This is a genomic window from Nostoc sp. ChiVER01 (assembly GCF_034531155.1).
Lineage (GTDB): Bacteria > Cyanobacteriota > Cyanobacteriia > Cyanobacteriales > Nostocaceae > Nostoc.
Window position 1 is genome coordinate 93,683 of the sequence record NZ_JAVRBS010000018.1, and the last position, 23,132, is coordinate 116,814.

Sequence of the window (23,132 nt, forward strand, 5' to 3'; positions counted from 1 at the left end):
TTTGAGATAAATTACACCCAGAGGTGAATACCATGAATAATTATGCTACTCAACAGGAATTTATATTAAGTCAAATCACAAATAAATATTTTCAGCGCCGAGATTTCAGTGGATGTGACTTGCGTGGAATCGACCTGAAAGGAATTGATTTAAGTGGTGTTAATTTCATAGGAGCGGATTTACGTGATGCAAATTTATGTGGTTGTGTTCTCACTCGTGCTAATTTAAGTGGCGCAAACATGATGCAAGCTAGCCTGCGCGAAGCTAATTTGTATGAAGCATCTTTGTGCGAAGCTAATTTGATTAATGCTGATTTAACACGAACAAATTTGTGCGGAACTTTCTTATGGCGAGCAAAATTCATAGGTAGTAATCTTTGGGGTGCTTCTTTATGTGATGTGGATTTGAGAGAAGCAGACTTAAGTGAAGCCAAATTAATTGAAGCATCACTGATTGAAGCTAATTTAGTTAGAGCAAATCTCACAGGAGCAAAGTTATGTGGAGCAAAATTACTAGAAGCTAATTTAACTGAGGCTAACTTAACTGGTGCAGACCTGACATGGGCAAATTTAACTAAGACAAACTTGAATAAGGCAAACCTTTGGGAGACAAACCTGATTTATGCCAAACTCCGGGATACTATTATGCCTGATGGGACAATTGAGCAACCTCAGATATTGATTTATTAGTCATTAGTCATTAGTCATTGGTTATTTATCATTAGTTAGGAAAGAAGTTTTTGTTCGCCCCAATGCCCTATGACTAAAACTCACGTTGTGAGAAAATAAAAATAGCGATCGCTAACAACATAGCACTATAAAGTAAGCCATAACCAGCATTTGTAATCAATGCAGTTGTGTCAGGTAGGGCTTGCAGACCATAAACGGCATCGTTTTTTAAATTTAATCGAGATAAATCTGGTAAGATGAGAAACAAACCCTGAGTTAAACGTTCTATACCAGGGTTATGGCTCAGGCGACCAAGTTGTACTAAATCTTGAGTAATATTTCCGATTAAATATACCGCAAAGGTTAAAACAGTCGCCAGTAAAGAAGCAGTGAAAACACCAAAGGTAATAGCTACAGCCGTGATTAATGACAACTGCAATAATAAAAAAATTGCAGCGATTAGAATGCTCACGGTTGGATGAGGAATGCTACCAAATTGCAGAAATACTAGATAAATTACTGTCATTGTGGCGACAAGCACAGCTAATACTGCGGATAAACCCAAGTATTTGCCGACAATAATTTCGCTGCAACTGACAGGTTTAGCAATTAATACCAAAATAGTGCGTTTTTCAATTTCTTTATTAATCAGTCCCGTACCAATAAATATCGTCACAATTAACCCGATGGCATTCATTGCCGCCATCCCAAAGTCTAAAAAGATTTTGTCTTCAGTCGTTGCTGCAAATTCAGGAAGGACACGGAAAGCAATGGCGATTATCAGCGCATAAAAACCAATAATAAATAGGATGCGATCGCGTACCACTTCCTGAAACACATTCTTTGCCAATACAAAAATTCTGTTAATACTCATTTGTTATTAGTCATTAGTCATTGATTCTTGTTCCCCTACTCCTCCCCAGCTTGCGGAGGTGGTGATCCAGCAAAAAGTTTACTGCCGCGATCGCATTCAATTTCTGCAACTGTAATCTTATTGTCTGAATTGCTAGTTGCTGCAACTGGTTCAATGCGACAAGATTTTTTCAAGTAATAACCCCTTGGGTTAGAACTCGGGCCCATCCAAATACTTAATAAATCTAATATATATCCAGATTTAGTATTAGCTACGCGCGGTTCAACACGCCATAGTTCCTTCTCTTCATATTTACCCAAGTTCTTTTGAATTACTCCCCTACCCAAAGTTACTACCCGAGGTTCGACATCTTTTTTCGGTATCAGCCATTTCTCTACTTCTGACCAAGGTCTTTTAGCTATTTCTTCTATTACTAGTGGTTGAAGTTTTTCTAAAATTATAGCGCCGTTTCTTGGAATTTTTAGGCGTCTTTCCGTACTGACAAGAACGGTACTACCTTTAAAAGTATCTGCCTGCAAACTAGGATATTGTTGAAACCAATTATTCATCACAAAGTGAAACTGAATCCAGCAACTTAGCAGCATACTACTAGCAACTAAAATTATGATTCTTTGGCGATCTTGTGGTTTAGGAATTCTAGCTTTGGCATCGGTATCATTTCCTTCAATAAATTCTGGGATAGCTGTAATTAGTGCTGAGATTGTTGGCCAAAAAACGATTGTTCTTGGTGTAATGACATCCCGTTGATCTCCAAATGCAAAAACACTCACCAAAAATCCTGTGATCACTGCCCCGACTGGCATAAAAGTACCAGGAACCCTCAAAGGATCTTCAGTTGTATACCAAGCTGTGCCAGCAATTAAAAATAACCAACCGAAAAAGGCAATTATATCTTTTATATAACCTATAGCAAAATATGAAACTATCCAAGAAAAAATACTCAAATAAATAAATGTTTGCCAAGAATAAGCTTTCGGTGGAACTAATACCTTTCTAATTCCTGCATAAAGCCCTTCAGCAAATTTAAAAACCCCAAATACATCTTTAAGTAACGTATTCATATTCTTCCTTCCACTTGATTAATCATTAATCTTACTTTGAATAAAGTAAATTTTTGCTACTTTGAGCGAAAGAATAAAATAATTGTTATAACACTATAACTTAGAGAATTCGCAATTAATGTAGTAATCACTAAATTAGTATTTTGTAATTTAGCAGTGCTAAAAGTACGCCATCGTCGCCGTTGGTATGTTTGAGGTTCCTCTTCTTTCTTAGCAACTGGTTCACTCAATGATAGTAGTAATACCCTTAAAATGAAAAACTTCATTATAAAAGTAGCAAAGAAAATTATACAAGCAGTTAAAATTATTAAGCTTTGTGTATTTGCTGATTTAAAATTATTAAAAAACATATAGCTAATTAATTCTGATTTTAGATGTATCGGCAACATTGGTTCAGCTACAAAAAATATGACCCAACCAATTACACTAGAAAACAAATTCATAGAAATAGCATAAAAAGTGCTAGTTTTTTTGTCAAATTTTAGTCGATTATGCAAAACATAGGCTTCGATGGGGATAGCAATCAGTACAAATAAAAGGTCAAACAGAATTCCACCAATAGGAAAAATGCTGGGAAGCATCCAATTTTCAGGCATAAATGGTCAAGGGTAAGAGTTAACTGTAGAGAGTATAACTGGGATAGTGAGGGTGATGGTGGAAATTATCTGATTGTTTTTGTTTGGTGTGCCAATATTATATTGTCGTTATTTATACATTATACGGATGCATGAGAGGAGCAGTTTCTCTACCTAAGATTACAAGACGTTAGGTAAGATTAAAGACTGCCACTTATAGCTTTTCGAGAAATGACAAGGAACGGTATTGGTATTCGCACAGCGCAAGTGCGTCAAGAACGGCTCGTCGGTCAAATTCACGTCTACGATGGCTTGGGTAAAGGTAAGTCCCAAGCAGCTTTGGGGGTGGTTTTGCGCTCTATTGGCTTGGGGATCAATACGCCTAGCAATTCTAACCGCGTTTTATTGCTGCGGTTTTTGAAAGGGCCTGAACGTGATTATGATGAAGATGGGGCGATCGCAGCTTTGCAACGTGGGTTTCCTCATTTAATTGACCAGGTTCGCACTGGGAGAGCCGAATTTTTTGGTCATGAAGAAATTACCACTTTTGACCGAGATGAAGCGATGCGGGGTTGGGATGTAGCTAAAGGCGCGATCGCTAGTGGTTTATATTCAGTTGTTGTCTTGGATGAGATTAACCCGGTTCTGGATTTGGGTTTGCTACCAGTAGATGAAGTGGTACGGACATTAAAATCTAAACCCCAAGAGTTGGAAATCATCGCCACCGGACGCGCCGCACCGCAAAAGTTGCTTGATATTGCAGATTTGCACTCAGAAATGAAACCTCATCACCACCCAACAGCTAAAGCTCTCTTTCTTGAAGGAATTGAAATTTATACTGGTGCTGGTAAAGGCAAGTCTACTAGTGCTTTGGGCAAAGCCTTACAAGCCATTGGTAGGGGAATCAATCATCCAGGGTCTACTCGTGTGTTGATTATGCAGTGGCTTAAAGGTGGTAGTGGCTACACAGAAGACGCTGCGATCGCTGCCTTACAGCAGTCATATCCAGAAGTGGTGGATCATCAGCGCTGCGGTGGAGATGCGATCGTCTGGCGAAATTCCCGGCAAGAATTAGATTATGTAGAAGCCGAAAGAGGTTGGGAAATCGCTAAAGTTGCGATCGCCTCTGGATTGTATAAAACTATTATTCTTGATGAACTCAATCCCACTGTTGATTTAGAATTACTCCCCGTTGAACCGATTGTGCAAGCTTTACTCCGCAAACCCCGCGATACCGAAATTATAATCACTGGTCGCTGCCAAAATCCACCTGCCTACTTCGACTTGGCTAGCGTCCACTCAGAGGTTTATTGCCACAAACACTATGCCAATCAAGGTGTAGAGCTTAAACGAGGGGTAGATTTTTAAATTGGGCATTGGGCATTGGGCTAATAGCTGAGTTTTGAGGCGCACTAGCAGGAATTTTTACTTTTGGGTAGTTGAATATTTTGCACAAAGCGATCGCGTCCTGCTGCCTTTGCTTGATACAATGCCCAATCTGCGGCGGAAATCATTTCTTCTATATCAGAATCTGGCTGAGGAATTTCTGTCGTAAACCCAGCACTTAGGGTAACATAAGGACTAACTTGGGAATTTTTATGAGGAATTGCTAGTGTTCGGACAGCATCACAAATGTTTTCGGCAACACGAGTTGCCCCCTCAGCGTCTGTGTTAGGTAAAATCACAGCAAATTCTTCCCCGCCATAACGGGCAACTAAATCTCCGGGACGTTTAATAATATCTTTGAGCGCTTTAGCAATTTCTTGAAGACAGTGATCGCCTACCCGATGACCATAAGTATCGTTATATAATTTGAAGAAATCAACATCGCAAAGAATCAGCGAAAGGGGGCATTTATCCCGTTTCATGCGCTGCCACTCTTGGTTAAAATACTCTTCAAACCGTCGGCGGTTAGCGACTTGAGTTAATCCATCGATAGCAGCTAATCGTTGCAATTCCATATTAACAGCTTCTAGTTTTTGCTGTAACTGAGATTGCTCAATTAAGCGTTTTACTCGTTGTCGCAAAACTGCCCAGTGGATCGGTTTAGTAACATAATCCATTGCCCCCACAGCAAATGCCCGGTCAACTGAGACTTGATCTTCAAGCCCTGTAACCATTAAAACTGGAGTGTACTTGCTATAACCAAAATTTTGTAACTGAGTGCAACACTCGAAACCATCCATATCTGGCATCATGGCATCAAGAAGTACTATATCAGGATGCAATTGCTTAAAAACTTTTATTGCCTCTATGCCATTTTGAGCTTCCGCGATTTGATAGCCTTCCCGCTCTAAGAAATGCCGCAGTATCAGGCGGATAAAAGGTTCATCATCAACAATTAGAACTAAAGATTGGCTTTCTTGAGCATCAGCTTTCATGGTACATCCTTTGCAAGTTCTTGTTCTAAGGCAGCTTTAACTTGTTCATATTCTTGATATAGTTGTGAGATTAATTCTAGGCTGTTTTCTAATTTACTGCTGTATCCCTGTGCTTCTAACACCTTGCAAAGCTGTGACAGAGCGATCGCTCCAATAGAAGCACTGCTAGATTTAAGTTGGTGGGCTGTGTTGAATAGAGTCTGGGCATCCTGAGTTGTGATAGATGTGCTGATATCTCGGACCAATCTCGGTGTCTCTGTAAGATAACACTCAATCAGTTCAACAAATGCCACACGATCTCCTCGGAGCATATTCTGCAAAGATTGGAGAATTTTGGCATCAAGTTTGGCAATTTTTGATGTTTGGTTTTGCTCTAATTGTAGGATATTTTGCGAAGGTTGTAATTCTAAGCACATCACCTTACCTTGTTTTCCTCTGGAAGTGAATTCAGACCTTCTTTGGGGTGGGCATTTGCTAAGTGCCTCAGCTAACTCTTGAAGCTGAATGGGTTTGCTAATGTAGTCATCCATACCAGCAGCAAGACAGACTTCGCGATCGCCCCGCATTGCATTGGCAGTTATCGCAATGATATGGGGACGAAAACCTACTCCCCATTCTTGACAGATTCTTCGAGTTGCTTCTAAGCCATCCATTTTGGGCATGTGGACATCCATCAACACTAGGTCATAGAGCTGTTTTTGCAAAGCCTTTAGCACTTCTAACCCATTAGTTACGACATCCGCCACATAACCAATTTTCTGGAGCATCAGTAAAGTAACTTTCTGATTGACAATCGTATCTTCTGCCAAAAGAATTCGCAATGGCAGTCGATGGGCATTTAGCCGATCAACTAAGGGAAAGTGAGAAATACTGGCTAGCTGCACTGGCGAACTGCTTAATTTAGCTTGTTCTAACACAGGAGCCACTTTCGTACTAATAGTGAAGTAGAATGTTGAACCTTGGGAAATTCCACCTTTCCATAGAGGTTTAGGATTTCCACCGACAAACCCTTGACTTTCCACCCAAAGAGTGCCGCCCATCATCTGACTGAGCCGCTTACTTATGGCCAGTCCCAATCCTGTGCCGCCATAGCGTCGAGTCATGGAGACATCAGCCTGAGTGAAGGGTTGAAATAACCGCCCTATCTTTTCTGGTGCAATACCAATACCTGTATCTTTGATAGCAAATTGAATTTCGTATAGAAGTTGCGGCTCTCCAGCAGGTATAGGGGACTGGGAAAAAGCTTCTTGATTCAAATCCCCATTACTCCTTATCCTCAATCCCCCATCCCCAGTCCCCAGATCAACAGAGAGTAGCACTTCTCCATTTTCAGTAAATTTAATGGCATTGTTAAGAAGATTCATCAAGACTTGGCGCAGACGTGTCATATCGCCAATGATCTGAGTAGGAACTTGCGGCTCGATTAGGTAAACTAGTTCGATATCCTTTTGGGCAGCTTTATGAGCTAATAGGGAAATAGCCTGCTCTACACAAGCTCTCAAATCAAAAGGCTGTTCTTCTAATTCCAGTTTGCCCGACTCAATTTTGGAGAAATCTAGAATGTCGTTGATAATGGTGAGTAAAGCATCTCCGCTACTGTGAACTGTTTCCACCAAGTCTTGCTGTTCAGGCGTGAGATCAGTATCTAGCAATAGATCAGTCATGCCAATAACAGCATTCATTGGAGTCCGAATTTCGTGACTCATCATCGCCAAAAACTCACTTTTTGCCCGATTTGCGGCTTCTGCTTGACATTTTGCCTGCTCTAAGGCAAAGTTTTTCAAGCTAAGTTCTTCACGTTGGCGGGTTTCTTGTTCCAGTAAGTGAGCCTGTGCTAAAGCAATACCTAGTTGAGCCGCCACTGCTTCTAGTAATTCGATTTCGTCTTGTGTCCACTGGCGAAAATAGCTGTACTGATGTAAGCCGATCGCACCATTAGCTTCTCCTTGATAGGAGGTGCGAATTGACAGCATAGACTTCAGCCCAATTTGTCGGCAGATAGGTTCAACCGTCTGGAGTAAAGGATCAAGGTACACATTGGGAGAAGCGATCGCTATTTCTTGTGCCATCATCAGCTCGGCATGAGGATTATTGGTCATGGGAATTTCCAATTTCAACATGGAGCAATGGCCAGGGAGTGTACTATACTCTGCTACTAGGGGAATTTGGGGTGTGGAGTCGCTAATGAAAGAATGGATCAGACAGCGTTCAACTCCAAATGCTTTGCCAATTTGGGTAGCAGCCGTCTCGAATATTTTTCTGCTATCAAGACTTTGACGAATTTCTTGAGTAATTTGTTCAAGTAGTAGAGTTCGATGCAATTGCCGTTCCAGATTGGCTTCGGCAAGCTTGCGTAAACTAATATCTGTCTGAATTCCAATAAAGTGGCTTAACTTACCATTTTCGTCATGAATGGGAGAAATACTCAATTCATTCCAGAATAAAGTGCCATCTTTGCGATAGTTGCGGAGAACAACTTTGCAACTTGTTCCAAATTGAATAGATAAGCGCAGTTCATTGAGTGCTGGTTGCTGGTTATCTATGCGTTGCAAAAATCGGCAGTTTTGCCCAATCACATCATTAGTACTGTAGCCTGTTATTTGCTCAAAAGCTGGGTTGACGTAAATAACTGGATGATGGGCGAGTCTAGCATCGGCAATGATAATTCCATTACTGGTAGCAGCAAGTGCCCTCTCCCTTAGCCTCAAGGTTTCTTCAACCAGTTTTAAATCAGTAATGTCAAACATAAACCCCCTTAGCATAGTAGGACTTCCTGCTTCCTCAACTACGCTAACAACATCTCGCAGCCAAACAACTCGCCCATCGGCTGCTAACATCCGGTATTCTAATTCGTGATTTTTGCACCTAGCAGTTGCTTCTTGGCAAAAACGAACAGACTTTTCTAAGTCATCTGGATGTAAATGATTGAGCCAAAAATTTTCTTCGTACCACTCTGCGAGCGGATAATTTAGCAAGTCTACCGCTTGCGGCCCAACGTAAATAAATCGCCAAGTTTTCAAGTCTAATTCCCAAGGGATGACTTTGACAGTTTCCAGCAACTGCCGCAAACGATTTTCGCTGGTGCGGAGGGAAATTTCTATCTGTTTATGTTCTAAAATTTTGTAAGTTAAATCCTGATTTTCTGCTTTTATCTGCTGGTTATTTGCTTGTAAAGTCAAAGCAAAATAGATTGATAATGTCAGCGCAACAATAACTAATAACCATACAATCAATAGAAAAAGCCTCTGCCAGAGTAGGACTATATAAATTGAAAATAATATTCCTAGCAACAACGCTAAAAATTTTCGTTTACGGAAAAAGTTCACAGCTTTTAACCAGTTATATCGGTGCTGTTTGACCACTTATTAACCCTCCAGCACTTTCAGGGTTTATTGCACTAGCTTTTACTTTTAATTAATTTTAAATATCAATAGCAATGGGGCAATTACGGAACTTATTTCTAAGTTAAATGTTTATATAATATTGTCAAAAACTTTAATAATTTATGGCTATAATTATCGTTTTTTTAATAGCATCAAATTTTCTATACTAGTACAGTTCGGCAGAAATAAATCTACCCTTCAGGTGACGCTTACAGGCTCGCTCTAAGCGAAGCCATGCCGAAGGCTTTACGCTGCGCTAACGGCAGTTCTATTACAACCAGAAAGTCCAAAATTAAAGCCTTTTAAATTTTAAGAGCTAATTGCTTCTCCCAAAGGGAGACGCTGTGCATAGCTTGCTTCCCCGGAGGGTTACAAGGCTTTTAATTAGCGCAACGCACTGGCTCCTTTTCGCTTCTAGCTTGCGGTACTAGGCTTTTGTCTGAGACGCGATGGTGTACCCGCCCTTTCTGGTGGCGATCGCTAATGTGCCACTGACGCGAACAAACTTAAAATTATACCAATTCAATTAATGATTGCAACACATCCTTGGGTAAAGACGCGATGAATCGCGTCTCTACAAATGGTCTATTTGTCCCATTCTTTTTTCAAATTGGTATTACTTGCTTACTAACATTCTACGCATAAAGGCTTACTCGCTCGGAAACTTGGGTTTGAAAACGTAAAATACAAAGATTGATATGCTTGTTGACAACATCCAGAATTTTTAAGTGAAGCGTGAATTTGAATCTGGAGTTGTAAGCGATGTCTTTGATGGACTACGCCTAGACATTTTTAAGTTTTATCGAGGAAGGCAGAGGGCAGTTCTAGCTTACAGAAAACTGCCCTCTTTCAAGATAGGTTTATTGCCTATACTTAATACCTTAAATCACAGCTTCTTGGCGTTGACAATCAAAAACAACCATGTAAGAAGCATTTGGTTTTTCCTGGGGGAGATGCCGCATATAGCCTTCGGCATCAGAACGGCTGCGGAAGCGAGCAACAATCTCCCGTTGCGTATTAGGAAGTAGACGAGCGATCGCCCAAGAATTGAGGCGTTCTTTATAGGCAATAGCTTGATTGTCTGATTTAGAAGCTTGATAATCCGTATTTTCTGGCATAATTATGTTAACCGTATGAAGTTTAATGAAGGGCGTTAATTAGTTTCTAGGTAGGAATGCACTAACGCTTTTTTTTAATGCTGCTGCCACCTTGTTATTCGATTATTAAAAAATTGTCAACACTGAGCGCTATATTTTAGACTACTGAAGTTGAAATTTTCAAATAGCAATGAATCACAAAACCTTAATTTGCAATTGTTTCCAGGGTACAACAATGCTCAAGCAGAAAGTTGGATAAATATTGGATTTGTATGATTTGTATGCATACACGTAAGTAATATCTGTATCAGTGTTAAAATTAACGCAAACGTCTTAAAAAATACTATTAAAAAGTTTATATCTCAAAGTTCTCAAAGCACTTGAAAACGAAAACAACAGGAAAAAGCGTGCATTCTGATTAAAGGCGGAGCAAAAGTTACTCCACCTCTGAATTCTTTTGCAATTTTACCTATTTCTTCCTTCACCACTCCTTATCTAGTAGGGATTCAAATTCAGCTTGTAAGGCGCTGATATCCGCCAATCTTGCGACGAGTAAATTATCTTTACCTGCATCAGTTAAACGTACTTTCCAATAACGAATGCTGTCTGAGTTATTCAACCAAAACTGAATCACGGTATCTACCACTTGATCCAGATTCCAATCTCGCTTTGTTGGAACTGATTCCACTGATTCTAGAAACGTATCTAGTGTACAGGTACGCATTCCCAAGTATTCTACGCCTTGGCTAGGTGGTTTTTGTCCATTTTGCTGTTGCTGATTAAAAAACTGCAAAAGTGGAGATACTCCGACAATATCAAAAGTGTATTTCATGTTAGCACTCCCAATTTTAAATTACTTGCAGTAAAGCTTTAGTTTTTTAACATAATGTCTAAGAAGTAACTAAAGCATCTAGAAAGAGTATAGTTTATATCTACTATATTAGAAGCATTAAATCTTAGCCAGAAATTAGCACTTACAAGCCTTGAGTGCTAATTTGTTTTAATAGTTTGATTGAATATTAAAGAGTTTCAGTAATTAATAAAGAGGTGTATATAAGAATAGTAAATTATTTTTGAAAAAACTTAATTAGTTTTATAGTGGCGTGCCAAGTCTAAAATGTTGCAAAAAAATTGTAGGTTGGAGAGCCACTGCGTTGGGCAGCTCTGCCGACTTGTTCGCCTTTAGCGTTCCGTAGGTAGCCCAACATTCAATACGGTTCGGATAAGCAGGGGAAGCAGGGAAGGCAGGGGAGGTAAAGAGTTTATGAAAAGCTATTCTTTCCCCCCCTGCTGCTCTACTCCCCCTGCTCCCACTGCCTGCCCAAACGAGTAAATTTCTTAACCGAACGGTATTGGCCCAACATTTTCTTTCTCTTTGTTGGGTTTCGCGTTGCTCAACTCAATTTACATCTAATGCACTATTTTAGGCGTTACAGAATTAAAGTATGAATGTGGATTTAGAGACGTAGCACTGCTACGTCTCTACAAGGATTTTGGTATTATGCAAAATCATTTATCATACATGGAATCAGCAACGCCCTATTTTAAGCTTGACATGGTACTACGTGGACTTCAAAAACCAAATCGAAGTTTTATATATGTCGTTAGACATAGCTCGGCATTGAACCCGATGTAGATTAGCTTTTTTAGAAAGTTGACGCTCCCACCCCTTAATTCTTCACAAGTTTGTTCTTTCGTGAATAATCTGTATAGCCTTGAATATTTTCTGGTTCAAATTGACCCAGTACACGCGTAGCTTCGCGTATTAAATCCTCATTTCCGGTAACTGCAATTAAGTATTTGCCTGCATTGAGACGGTTACGATAAGGTAAAGCATCGCCACTGCTAGCTGTTAACCCGACACTTCGACCGATTAAACCAGCGCCCAAAACACCGCCTATACCTCCTAAGATACCAGCAAGAAATTCATTGCCAAATCGAGCAAACTGGGGAAATATTTCAACTTCTGTGAAATGGTTGAAGGCATAACCTGCAACAAATCCAAAGGTTACAAGCCCCCCCAAGAGCCGATTTGATTGTTTACGGGCTTGCTTGTCGGGATCAATTAGTCCAAATTCATCAGCGCTTAAATAACCATCGCCCAAAATATTGACTTGTGAAGTTGGCAAGCCTGCTTTTTCCAGAGCAGAGTATGCGGCTTCTGCTTGTATTCGATCTGGTAAAACTGCAACAAGATAATTCATAAGACCTCACTTAATAAAGTTTTTTGTGCAGTAATAAAACTGCTCAATACAATCTGATATCAATTTGAAAATGATTTCGACAGATGAAGGTCTAAAAACAATTATCAGTAATATCATATCCCGCTAATTAGTTAAAGTTATCACATCTGTGCAAAAATAGGAAAACCCTTTTTTCCTCTTGCTCCTACGGTGTTAATGATAAGTCTTTATAGCGGATATGATATAATTATTTGCGAATCTACAATGCAAAATGGTATGAGCTATTCTGGTTTTTTGTGCCATTGTCCATCGTTACCTTTTTCGTAATCGCGTTTCACAGCGCTCCAAGCAACACGAAAGGCACTTTCTTCTTCACCATATTCTTCTTGAGCATTGTTAAATGCAGCTCGAAAAATTTCTTGGGCGTGCTTGGGTAAATTTTCTTTGACTGAATCAGGTAAGTCTGCAATATGTTGGTAAGGCATAAATTTCGTTTTCTTACTTGATGGAATAAATTCTATGAATTTACTGAAAAAGGTAGTGAAAGCTTTGATTTTCCGTAGGAGCAATTCTTAAATTGTCCTTAAATTTCATAGTTGATGTGTAAGTCCTAATTCAATCTCACTTTTTGACAAAAATTTTTAAGTTTTTGGCTTTAACTTGCCCAGACAAGCCAAAGTTACTAATTAATTATTTGATATATCAGACATAATATACCTCTTAATTAAATAGGGGAAAGGGTGCAGAGCCAGAGGAATTTTCCCCCTGCTCCCTGCTCTCTCACCTCATGTCTGCACTTGACTCTGAGGTGGAAAGCCATGTTGGATTCTGCCTTCATCAGCATCAAACTGTTTGGAAGTTTTGAAGAGTTCAAAACGCCCATCGGCAGCATATTGGACGCAACGATCGCGCAATGCTTGCATTTCTTTTGCCTGCATCGGTTGAAAACCACGCGCGATCGCTAAATTTTGTCGCAGTACTTCTACAGAATCAATACCACTGACAAGTGTAGCGATCGGTAAACTCATGGCGTAACGGATAGCTTCTTGGGGAGTCACTACACCTTTTTTTACTGCATCACCATTTCCACTGAGACTTTTCATGCCAATAGCGGCAATTCCCCGTTTGTTGAGTTCTGGTAACACCTGCCTCTCAAAACTGCGGAAGCTGGCATCAAAACAATTAAGCGGCATTTGCACTGTATCAAAAGGGTAGTTATAAGAGAGCATTTTTAGATGAATAGCGGGGTCTTTGTGACCCGTAAAGCCAACGAACCTAACTTTACCTTCTTTTTTCGCCTGAGCCAGAGCTTCAATTGCCCCGTTGGCACGAAAAATCATTTCTGGATCGTTGTAGTAAACAACTTCGTGGATTTGCCACAAGTCGAGGTGATCGGTTTTGAGACGACGCAGAGATTCTTCAAGTTGCTGCATTGCCACTTTGCGATCGCGTCCGTGGGTGCAAACCTTCGTCATCAAAAAAACCTTGTCTCGTCGCCCTTGCAACGCCTCTCCCATCCACTCTTCACTACGATGCTTGTTATACTCCCAAGCGTTATCCATGAAGGTGATACCATTGTCAATAGCTTCGTGAGCAATGCGAATCGCCTCTTCCTTACTCTTTGCTTGCCCTAAAGTTGCACCTCCCAAAGCGATCGCCGACACTTTCACCCCTGTTTTCCCCAGTGGACGGAGAGGAATTTCACCTGTGTTTGTGCTGTTGGTTGGAGTTGCAGATAACGCTGGAACCTCTGCCGCTTCTACTTCAGGATTGGCATTGAGAATGTGGTCAGCAAAAATTGCCCCTGCACCTGCACCAATAAAGCCTATTCCTTTTAAAAAATGTCGCCGCTTTACCTCTAAAGGTAGATGTTTTTGGACACCTTCATCATTACCTTCTCTTACCATTGATTTATCGTAATTAAAAATACTTTTGTCAATTTCACCCATTACATATTTGTAAATAATTCGTAATTGAATCCTTAACTACAAATTACGAATTACGAATTACGAATTAGTTACAGGCGTGATGATGTCAAAAAACTAATTGTTTGTGGTTTGAAACTCGAGGTACTATCCCAATAATTAACCTGGCTAATATTCACCTTAAGCAAAGCAATATCGGGTTCGTCCAGTCCTTTAGGAAACCAAGTTTGAAGTTCCGGCTTCCATAGCTCTCGCATCTTGTTGCGGTCTTTTACGAGTTCGGCTGAACCTGAGATAGAAACGTATCGCTGCTGTTCGGGTGACGAAAAACTAATATTTACCTGTTCATAGTGTTCAATCTCAGTCACCTTATGGGAACCAGCATAAGTAAAGAACCAGAGTGTGGGTTCAGAGTTAATCTCACCACTTTTTGACATAGGGTAACTATGCAAACTGCCATCATCATCGACTGTGGTAAACATACCATAATCAATATTTTTGATTAGTTCGTGCAGCTTTTGAATCTGTTGTTCGCGGTCTGTAGAAGTTGCCATTGTTTGTATTCTTTCCTCTATTTGCTTTTCCTTGACTGTAATTTTTGATTACAATCAGGTTTGATGCTGGCAAAGTTATTTTTTAGTATTAACCTTTTTTGTTTAAATTGCGTGAGCCTACAGATGGAATTATCCTAACATTATGTTTTTTAGTTATATCTATAGAGATATTGGTTGATGGTGATTATTATGTACATGTACAGCTTTTGGACATAGAAATATGAATGGTGTGCTTATTTCTTTAGACATAAATTTTATTCCAATCAAGAAATTATCTAATTTTGTGGAGTGGATATCTTGTCCGCCTTTAGCTACGGGTGCTCGCGTCGCCCACCCAGGCTTTTTTATAAAGCAATTAGCGTTTTTGATAAAGTAATCAGGAAATATACGTGACGATTAAAAATCACGGTTGCATATAGCTTGTATCCCGTAGAGAAGGGTACATCGCTTTTTGAATGAAAATATAAAACCAAACAAATTCTGCAAGTGTAGAATTATTCTATATGACACAGCAATAGCGATCGCTCTCATATCGCAAAATTAGCAAAGGAAATAAAATCTAACCTAGCTAGCTGTGGTCAGGAATAGTATCTATTTTTACTTTGCAGTACTCTTTCTATTCATAGCCCGCTATGCATCTTGGCAAAATTTGTATTTACGACAATCTAGGCTGGAATTATTACTAGTTGGATTGTATAAGATCCTTGTAATAATTTAAGCATTAACCACAATTAAAGGTTGAGAATGGCAAATACATCCAACGTCCAGATTACCATCGCCCTCCAAGAGCCTGATTTAGATGATGAACAACTGCAAGCCGAAACACAGAGACTATTGCAACAGATGCTACAACTGGATGAAGTGGAAGATGCTAGTCTTTTCCGTGAAGCAGAAGCACCAGCAGACAGCAAATCACTTACAGGGCTGGCTGTAGGTTGGCTAACAGCGCAGGTGAATGCCAAGAATATTAAAGCATTGATGGGATTTTTAGGCGATCGCCTTGGCAGCAAAACCATTGAACTAGAAATCGAGGCTAATGGCAAGAAACTGAAAGTCAAAGCCAGCAGTCGGCAAGAGTTAGAAGCAGCAATTGAAGCAGCACAGAAATTTGTAGCAGGGTAAAGAATCACAGATGGTTAAGGTAGCGTTGCTGATTGGGGTGAGTGAGTATGAGCCTGGGTTGAACCCGCTACCTGCTGCTGTAAAAGATGTTGAAGCGATGCAGCAAGTGCTGTTACACCCAGAAATGGGTGGCTTTGCCGAGGCAGATATTATGGTGCTAAAAAATCCCCAGCGCCAAGATATGGAGGAAGCTATCGAAAATCTATTTGCCCATCGTCAAAAAGATGATTTGTTAGTTCTCTTTTTCTCCGGTCATGGCATTAAAGATGATACTGGTAGACTTTTTTTAGCAACCCGCACTACACGTAAAACTCCAAGAGGAGATTTAATTCGCTCATCGGCAGTAGCAGCCAGTGTTGTCCATGAAAGCATGAGTCACAGCCGTTCTAAGCGGCAAGTTGTCATTTTGGATAGTTGCTTTAGTGGTGCTTTTGCTGAAGGTTTATCAGCCAAGGACGACGGTACTATAAATATCCGTGAGCAATTAGGCGGTGAGGGACGGGCTGTTCTCACATCATCTAGTTCAACTCAATATTCCTTTGAGCAACAGGGGTCAGACCTCTCAATTTATACCCGTTATTTGATAGAGGGAATTACAACAGGCGCAGCAGACTTAGATGAAGATGGCGTTGTCTCCATTGACGAGTTGCATGAGTATGCCAGCCGAAAAGTTAGAGAAATACAGCCGACGATGAGGCCCGAAATCTACACAAGTAGAGAAGGCTTTAAGATTCGACTTACAAAAGTTCCCCAAGGCGATCCTAAACAAAAGTATCGCAAAGAAGTGGCGCGATACAGTAAGCGTGGCGAAGTTACTTTTGTGGGTCGGAAGATTTTGGATGCGCTTATAAGCCGCTTAGGACTATCCAAGGTGGAAGCAACAGCAATTGAAGATGAGATGTTAGCAGTTGTTCGTCAGGAATTTCGAGAAAAGTTACAGCAATATGAGCGGGATTTTAGTGAGGCACTCCAGCAGCAAGTAGCTCTCAGTGAAGATGATCTCAATATGCTACGACAGAATCTTCAGCAAATTTTGGGGCTGAGGAATGAGGATACAATGCCAATAGAGGCACAAGTTAAGGCAAGAATTGAAGCATATAAGCAAAACCTGCAATACTATGAACAGGGATTAGCTGAGGCAATGCAACGAGAATATCCTCTTAGTCAAGCTGCTCGCGATCAGTTGCAGATTATGCAACGGGTATGGGAACTCAGTGATAAAGATATAGCTTCACTTGAAAGTCGCGTCACTGCTGAGATAGAAGCATATCAGCAAAAGTTGCAGCAGTATGAACAGGTATTTACTACAGCAACACAACAGCAGTATCCTGTTGGTACAGCAAAGCGTTATGAACTGCTACAAGAACAGCAAAACTTAAATTTAAAAGATGAAGATATTGCTCCAATTGAAGCTCGAATTACGGCTAAGGTTGAAGCTTCTCTACAAAAATTACAGCAGTATAAACAAGCATTTATAAAAGCAACACAGCAGCAATATCCCTTGAGTGCAACCCAGCGTAATCAACTCAGGAATGAGCAGCAAATGTTAGGTCTCAAAAATGAAGAGACTGCTCCGATTGAAGCTCGAATTACTGTTGAAATTGAAGCATATCTACAAAAGTTACAACAGTATGAACAGGCATTTACTAGAGCTACACAGCAGCAGTATCCCTTGAGTGCAATGGAGCGTAATCAACTCAGGCATGAACAGCAAACGTTAGGTCTCAAAGATGAAAATATTGCTCCGATTGAAGCTCGAATTACTGTTGAAATTGAAGCATATCTACAAAAGTTACAACAGTATGAACAAGCGCTAATTCAAACGATTCTGCATGAGTATCCGTTTAGTGAGGAGATTCGTGAGGAATTAAAGCGATATCAGCAGGTTTTGGAACTTGGAGATGAAGAAGTAGGACGAATTGAAGAAAAAGTTGTTAGACAAAGAGAGACAGATCAACTTCAAGCTAAACTTGAGTTATCCCATAAATTAAATCAGCAGCTAGTTCAAAAGTCAGATGCTCAGATGCTGGAACAGCAACAACCCATAGCAGTAACTTCTGTATCAGGAACTACCTACTTCAAAAATAAGTCCTTTATAGGTATTGCGGCAATTGTTTTATCTGGGTTAGTTGGATTTCCCACATTATATATTATAAATTATTTTCGCCAGGATCATTCGACAATAACCAAGCCCAATGCTCCTGTAGCAAAATCATCTATTCCCACACCTAATATATCCCCAAAATTAGCTACTCCCACACCTACTACATCCCCTGCGGTTAAAGATTTGGATGCACTTTTAAATACAGTTCCAGAAATTACTGATCCATCACAGTTGCGTGCATTGAATCGTCAAGTTTATAACCAAATTCATCCAGCTTGGAATAATCGTTCAGGATTGCAACAGGATTTGATCTATCGTTTGGGTGTAGCTGCGGATGGAGCGATCGTTGCTTATAAAGCGGTGAATAAAGAGGCAAATATAGAAGTAGGTCAAACTCCTCTGCCTAGCGTACTTATTTATAATACAGCTACCCGCCCTTCCATTTCTAAAGAACCGATCGCCCAATTTCGAGTAGTATTTAATACAAAAGGTTTGCTTAAAGTTAGCCCTTGGCGGGGATATGCTAGGACGCCAGAGGTAGTAGGTGCAAAAATTACTGACCCTAATATAGTCAAAGGTTTAAACCAAAAGCTTTATAACACAGTTCGCCAAAGCTGGAGTGGCACTCCTACCTTTACACGAGATTTGAAATATCGGGTAGCAGTCAACAAAGATGGTGTAATTGCTGACTATGAACCACTTAATCAAGTCGCCTTTGACTATTTCCGCGAAACACCTCTTCCTAAAATGTTCAACGCTGTCTACGGTTCCAATGTAGCAGCTCCCAACGATAAAAAACCTCTCGCCCACTTCCAAGTGATATTTAAGCCTAGCAGCACGCTGGAAGTTACGCCTTGGCAGGGATATCAATAAGAAGATACTTTACTCTATAATTTAATTTATTAAGCGATCGCCACTCGATTTGTCTCAGCGTGGTATCTATCAAGTCCTGCTCAATAGAGTATTCTCACTCAAAAATTCTGTTAAATTTGTACCCTCTGAATGAGCCTCTTCAACCTATAGCAGGAGTATTATGTTCGATTAAGCCCCTAATATGAACAACTAGGTAATCAAATCGCAGTATATCTGCTTTTCAAATTATGGACTTGAAGTACAAGTGGAAAAATGGCTATAAACCAAGCCGAGATGAAGCGGCAAAAGATCCTCATTTGTTAGATGAGAGTCAGTTCGAGAACGAACAAGACCGAAAGCTAGCTGAAGAATCTGCAAGGAAGCATTTAGGTATACCTGCACCAACCTTAGACGAAGATAAGTCAATACTACCTCATTAGCTTCGCTTAAGGAAAAGGCTTAATAACACCATTTCCAAAAATCTTTCCAACGAAGAAATTGCCTGTAGGGACGTATAACTGTACGTCCCTAACATCTATCTGTAGCAGGAATTTCGTGAAATAATATAACGCTTAGGCATTTTATGCCTATGTACACTTCCCACCATTATCAAGTTAGACAAAATGCAGATTTATCAACTTTTAAACCGATTAAACAGTAAAAAATTCACTAAGTTACTTACTCAAACAGTAGCTTTAGGATTAGGTGCTATTGTTCTCCTCTCAAGTGCTAATGCTAATGCTGCCGAGCAAGTTGTTTTGAAGTATGGTACTTTTCAGGGGCAAATATCTGTTCAAGAATTAACTCAGTTTACAGAAACTGGCAAGACTACCCCGACGTTAAGGGCTTATTTACAGGCGGCGCAGCAAGATCCCACAGTAGCTCGTAAAGCACTTAAAACCCCAATAAAAGCCGATACTACGTTTTTAAATAACTTACTCTCTAGCTGGGCAGGGCCAGTTTTAGTTAGCCAAATTGGTGAAGTAGTTCACCCTCCCGCAGGACAACTAAACCAGGAGGCACTGCGAAGTGCTTTAAGTACATCTATTCAACAAAATGGAGAAGTTACACTACTTGGAGCCATTCAAAATTATCCAGATACTTCTGTTGAACTTGAAGGAGATCGTCTCATCGCTGTTTATGAACGCCTAAGCAATCTTGCAGAACTTTTATGAGGGTTACATCATCAAATGATTGGCTTAGTGTCTCAATAGTCGTGAATTTTAGTAGCGATGGCAATGAAGTTAATACTGATGAGTCTATCTTAGGGTTCATACCTTGTTACCTAGAAATTCCCTAACCTAAATGTAGAGTTTAGTCTAAGAATAGGAAACAGATTTGTATGACAGCCGATGTTTCTAGAGATATTAAGAAGAATGTTAATGGGTCACTTATAAGTGGTGTTATTCTGAGTATTTTAGGGGTTATTGCGATCGCGGCGCCTAGTCTATCGACCTTATTTGCTGAGACTTGGATTGCGGTAATTTTGATTTTCGCCGGATTTACAAAATTAGTTTATGCCACTCAAACCCGCCATCAAGGAGGTTTTCTTTGGAAACTTTTATTGAGCGGACTTTATATTGCAACCGGCATAATGCTGTTTGTTTATCCTTCTACAGGTATTCTCACACTAACTCTATTGCTTGGCAGCTTTTTACTGGCTGAAGGTACATTCGAGTTAATTCTGGCATTTAAGTTACGTCCCCAAGAGAACTGGACGTGGATACTAGGTGATGGGATTATTACATTGGTCTTAGGCGCAATGATTTGGTTCCAGTGGCCATTTAATGCGCCCTGGCTTCTTGGCACACTAGTTGGTGTTAGCATTATTTTCACTGGCGTTTCACGCGTAATGCTGTCATTGAATGCACGTTCTACCTTGAATTCTACTAATGAAGCTGCAAATCCTACTTAGTAGATGAGGAATGGGGAATGAGGGAGCAGGAGAGCTAGCGGAGCAGAGGGGATAAGGGGACAAGGTGACAAAAGTTTAGAGCTTCCAACAAGTCTTTCCCCTTGTCCCCAATTCTCAAGAGTCCCCAAGTCCTCTTTCCCATGCCCCATGCCCAAGTTTATAAGACATTGCAGCAGCGATCGCTCTGATATTGCTAAATTAGCTAAGGAAATCAAAATCCAGGCCAGCTAGCTGCTTTTCAACAATGGTATCTATTGCTACTCCCTTCTCGGATATTCAAAACCATTGGGCACGTTTATTTATTACAGCCTTAGCCCAACGTGGTATTGTCAATGGGTTGCCTAACGGCACTTATCGCCCCGATAACTCTGTTACCCGCGCTGAATTTGCCGCTATTATCGCCAAGGCATTTGGGACAGTTTCAAAGAAACGGCAGTATGTCCCCTTTGTTGATGTACCCACTAATTATTGGGCCACCGCCGCCATTCAAGCAGCTTACGAAAAAGCATTTCTTAGCGGGTTTCCTGATAAAACTTTCCGTTCAGCTAACCGAATTACTAGGGTAGAAGTTTTAGTTTCTTTGGTAGGAGGCTTAGAAATTGCCACCAAAGTAAAATCTGACCTCCTCTCACAACTCCCACAAATTTATCAAGATTCTGTTCAGATTCCTGAGTATGGTAGAAATCAGGTAGCTATTGCCACCAGCGCAGGATTGGTTGTTAGTTTCCCAAATATCAAATTACTCAATCCTAATCTTGCAGCCACCCGTGCAGATGTGGCAGTGATTATTTATCAAGCTTTAGTGTATTTAGGTCAGGCAGAAAAAATTGCCTCTAGTTACCTAGTGCAGCCGCCAGCGCCAACACCAATACCCATACCGACACCAACGCCAATACCCACACCTATCGGTAGCGTTAGGGTAAGTCATAGCCGGGAATTTCGGGGAGCGTGGGTAGCATGTGTGTGGAATAGTAATTGGCCTTCCAAGGCAGGACTTTCTGTTGCCCAACAAAAAGCTGAACTTAGCGAGATTATTAGTAAATTACAAGCCCTAAACTTCAATGCCCTCATCTTTCAGGTGCGACCGGAGGGAGACGCTTTATATGAATCTAAATTAGAGCCTTGGAGTGCTTGGATTACAGGAACTCAGGGGAAAGCACCAGAACCATTTTATGATCCTTTAGCGTTTGCGATCGCAGAATGTCATAAGCGCAATATTGAACTCCATGCTTGGTTCAACCCCTACCGCGCCAGTACTTCCACCGACCCAGCTAAAACAGTCCGTCCCCACATAGCTGCTACCAATCCAGAAAGCGTTTATTTGTGGAAAACTCAACGTTGGATGGACCCAGGACTGAAAATAGTTCAGGATAGAGCTTATAACGTAATTCTCGATGTAGTGAAGCGCTACGATGTTGATGGCATTCACTTAGATGATTATTTTTATCCATATCCCATTGAGGGGCAACCATTCCCCGATGATAAAACCTACGCTGCATATAAGGCAGGCGGGGGGACACTCAGCCTTGGCGATTGGCGACGAGACAATGTTAACAGAATGGTACAGCGTCTCTACCAGGGAATTAAAGCAACTAAATCCGACGTTAAATTTGGTATTAGTCCTTTTGGCATTTATCGCCCTGGACAACCCACTGGTATTACTGGGTTGGATGCTTACAACGTGCTGTATGCAGACTCGAAGAAATGGCTAGCAGAAGGCTGGATTGATTATATTGCTCCTCAACTTTACTGGCGCACAGACCAACCACAACAAAGTTATTCGGCGTTGCTAAAGTGGTGGACAGAGGTAAACACAAAACAAAGACACGTTTATGCTGGTAACAATTTGACGGAACCAAGCAACAAGAGTCGGGAGAGTGATGAAATTGAAAAGCAGGTGAAAATTAGTCGTAGCCAAGCTGGAAACTTATCACTGGGGAATATCTTCTTTAATGTCGGTGTTTTGACAGAAAATAGTCAGGGCATTGCTGATAAATTCCAAAGTCTGCTTTATAACAAACCTGCGTTACCGCCTACTTTGTCTTGGCAGGATACAACACCGCCGCCTCCGCCTATTCAACTACAAGTCAATAACCGCAAACTGAGTTGGGAACCTGGAGACAATCAGCCCGTTCGTTCTTGGACACTTTATCGACAAACTGGCGATACTTGGGCAATTCAACGAATTTTGTCTGCTGGCACAACCTTCGCTACCGTCCAACTAGCGGGAACCTATGCTGTATGTGCAGTGGATAGATTGGCAAATGAGAGTGCGGGAACAGTTATTACAGTGAGTTGAACCAAACCCGGATTTCGTTGAATCTGCAATTGAAAGTGCTTCTACCTCAGCTTAGTCTTTATTGCAGAGGTAGAAATTTGCTCATAGGCGCTTTTTATACTATTGGTTAGTCCATATATTGCCGCGACTAGAACAGCCA

Annotated in this window: 18 protein-coding genes and 2 pseudogenes; 9 read left to right on the forward strand and 11 right to left on the reverse strand. The window is 40.7% G+C overall.

Annotated features, from left to right (window positions below; all coding sequences use genetic code 11):
• Window positions 1-32: 32 nt before the first annotated feature.
• Window positions 33-689, forward strand: a complete 657-nt coding sequence (locus tag RMY00_RS22480; protein WP_322649659.1) for a pentapeptide repeat-containing protein — start codon at window positions 33-35, stop codon at window positions 687-689.
• Between the two features lie 73 nt (window positions 690-762).
• On the opposite strand, the gene RMY00_RS22485 is transcribed toward RMY00_RS22480, so the two are convergent.
• Genes RMY00_RS22485 through fraC form a run of 3 tightly spaced genes read right to left on the reverse strand, consistent with a single transcriptional unit; the run spans window position 763 to window position 3,199 of the window.
• Window positions 763-1,542 carry an ABC transporter permease gene (locus RMY00_RS22485; protein ID WP_322649660.1) on the reverse strand — a complete coding sequence of 260 codons (780 nt, stop codon included), beginning with the start codon at window positions 1,540-1,542 and terminating at the stop codon, window positions 763-765.
• 35 nt (window positions 1,543-1,577) lie between these two features.
• Window positions 1,578-2,603, reverse strand: coding sequence for a septal junction protein FraD (fraD, locus tag RMY00_RS22490; RefSeq protein WP_322649661.1), 1,026 nt, complete (start codon window positions 2,601-2,603; stop codon window positions 1,578-1,580).
• A gap of 56 nt (window positions 2,604-2,659) precedes the next feature.
• Window positions 2,660-3,199, reverse strand: a complete 540-nt coding sequence (fraC, locus tag RMY00_RS22495; RefSeq protein WP_322649662.1) for a filament integrity protein FraC — start codon at window positions 3,197-3,199, stop codon at window positions 2,660-2,662.
• A 210-nt stretch (window positions 3,200-3,409) separates the two neighbouring features.
• On the opposite strand from fraC, the gene RMY00_RS22500 reads away from it, so the two are divergent.
• A complete protein-coding gene (locus RMY00_RS22500) occupies window positions 3,410-4,546 on the forward strand; it encodes a cob(I)yrinic acid a,c-diamide adenosyltransferase (RefSeq protein WP_109006885.1) in 1,137 nt (378 codons plus the stop codon).
• Between the two features lie 44 nt (window positions 4,547-4,590).
• Here RMY00_RS22500 and RMY00_RS22505 read toward each other — a convergent pair whose 3' ends face one another.
• The 8 genes from RMY00_RS22505 to RMY00_RS22540 form a co-directional block, all read right to left on the reverse strand.
• Entirely contained in the window at window positions 4,591-5,559 is a 969-nt protein-coding gene (locus RMY00_RS22505) for a PleD family two-component system response regulator (protein WP_322649663.1), read from the reverse strand.
• Window positions 5,556-8,921 (reverse strand): PAS domain S-box protein, encoded by a 3,366-nt coding sequence (locus RMY00_RS22510; RefSeq protein ID WP_322649664.1) that lies wholly within the window; start codon window positions 8,919-8,921, stop codon window positions 5,556-5,558. The genes RMY00_RS22505 and RMY00_RS22510 overlap by 4 nt, the downstream gene beginning before the upstream one ends.
• 902 nt (window positions 8,922-9,823) lie before the next feature.
• Entirely contained in the window at window positions 9,824-10,060 is a 237-nt protein-coding gene (locus RMY00_RS22515) for a hypothetical protein (RefSeq protein WP_322649665.1), read from the reverse strand.
• Window positions 10,061-10,520: 460 nt separating this feature from the next.
• Window positions 10,521-10,871, reverse strand: coding sequence for a hypothetical protein (locus tag RMY00_RS22520; RefSeq protein ID WP_322649666.1), 351 nt, complete (start codon window positions 10,869-10,871; stop codon window positions 10,521-10,523).
• Window positions 10,872-11,709: 838 nt separating this feature from the next.
• Window positions 11,710-12,243 carry a hypothetical protein gene (locus RMY00_RS22525; RefSeq protein WP_322649667.1) on the reverse strand — a complete coding sequence of 178 codons (534 nt, stop codon included), beginning with the start codon at window positions 12,241-12,243 and terminating at the stop codon, window positions 11,710-11,712.
• Between the two features lie 260 nt (window positions 12,244-12,503).
• Complete coding sequence (locus RMY00_RS22530) at window positions 12,504-12,707, reverse strand: ChaB family protein (RefSeq protein WP_322649668.1); 204 nt, start codon at window positions 12,705-12,707, stop codon at window positions 12,504-12,506.
• Between the two features lie 300 nt (window positions 12,708-13,007).
• On the reverse strand, window positions 13,008-14,171 hold the full coding sequence (locus RMY00_RS22535) for an aldo/keto reductase (RefSeq protein WP_322649669.1): 1,164 nt from the start codon (window positions 14,169-14,171) through the stop codon (window positions 13,008-13,010).
• Between the two features lie 68 nt (window positions 14,172-14,239).
• Complete coding sequence (locus tag RMY00_RS22540; RefSeq protein WP_322649670.1) at window positions 14,240-14,701, reverse strand: pyridoxamine 5'-phosphate oxidase family protein; 462 nt, start codon at window positions 14,699-14,701, stop codon at window positions 14,240-14,242.
• Window positions 14,702-15,445: 744 nt separating this feature from the next.
• Here RMY00_RS22540 and RMY00_RS22545 point away from each other — a divergent pair.
• The 7 genes and pseudogenes from RMY00_RS22545 to RMY00_RS22575 all read left to right on the forward strand — a co-directional run bounded on the left by RMY00_RS22545 (window position 15,446) and on the right by RMY00_RS22575 (window position 22,993).
• Window positions 15,446-15,823 carry a hypothetical protein gene (locus RMY00_RS22545; protein WP_322649671.1) on the forward strand — a complete coding sequence of 126 codons (378 nt, stop codon included), beginning with the start codon at window positions 15,446-15,448 and terminating at the stop codon, window positions 15,821-15,823.
• Between the two features lie 10 nt (window positions 15,824-15,833).
• Window positions 15,834-16,523 (forward strand): annotated as a pseudogene (locus tag RMY00_RS22550) (caspase family protein); the annotation flags it as partial.
• 1,515 nt (window positions 16,524-18,038) lie between these two features.
• Window positions 18,039-18,800 (forward strand): annotated as a pseudogene (locus RMY00_RS22555) (hypothetical protein); the annotation flags it as partial.
• A 227-nt stretch (window positions 18,801-19,027) separates the two neighbouring features.
• Window positions 19,028-19,219 carry a bromodomain-containing protein gene (locus RMY00_RS22560; protein ID WP_322649672.1) on the forward strand — a complete coding sequence of 64 codons (192 nt, stop codon included), beginning with the start codon at window positions 19,028-19,030 and terminating at the stop codon, window positions 19,217-19,219.
• 183 nt (window positions 19,220-19,402) lie between these two features.
• Complete coding sequence (locus RMY00_RS22565; protein WP_322649673.1) at window positions 19,403-19,954, forward strand: alpha/beta hydrolase; 552 nt, start codon at window positions 19,403-19,405, stop codon at window positions 19,952-19,954.
• 167 nt (window positions 19,955-20,121) lie between these two features.
• Window positions 20,122-20,694 carry an HdeD family acid-resistance protein gene (locus RMY00_RS22570; protein ID WP_322649674.1) on the forward strand — a complete coding sequence of 191 codons (573 nt, stop codon included), beginning with the start codon at window positions 20,122-20,124 and terminating at the stop codon, window positions 20,692-20,694.
• Window positions 20,695-20,938: 244 nt separating this feature from the next.
• A complete protein-coding gene (locus RMY00_RS22575) occupies window positions 20,939-22,993 on the forward strand; it encodes a glycoside hydrolase family 10 protein (protein WP_322649675.1) in 2,055 nt (684 codons plus the stop codon).
• Window positions 22,994-23,132 lie beyond the last annotated feature (139 nt).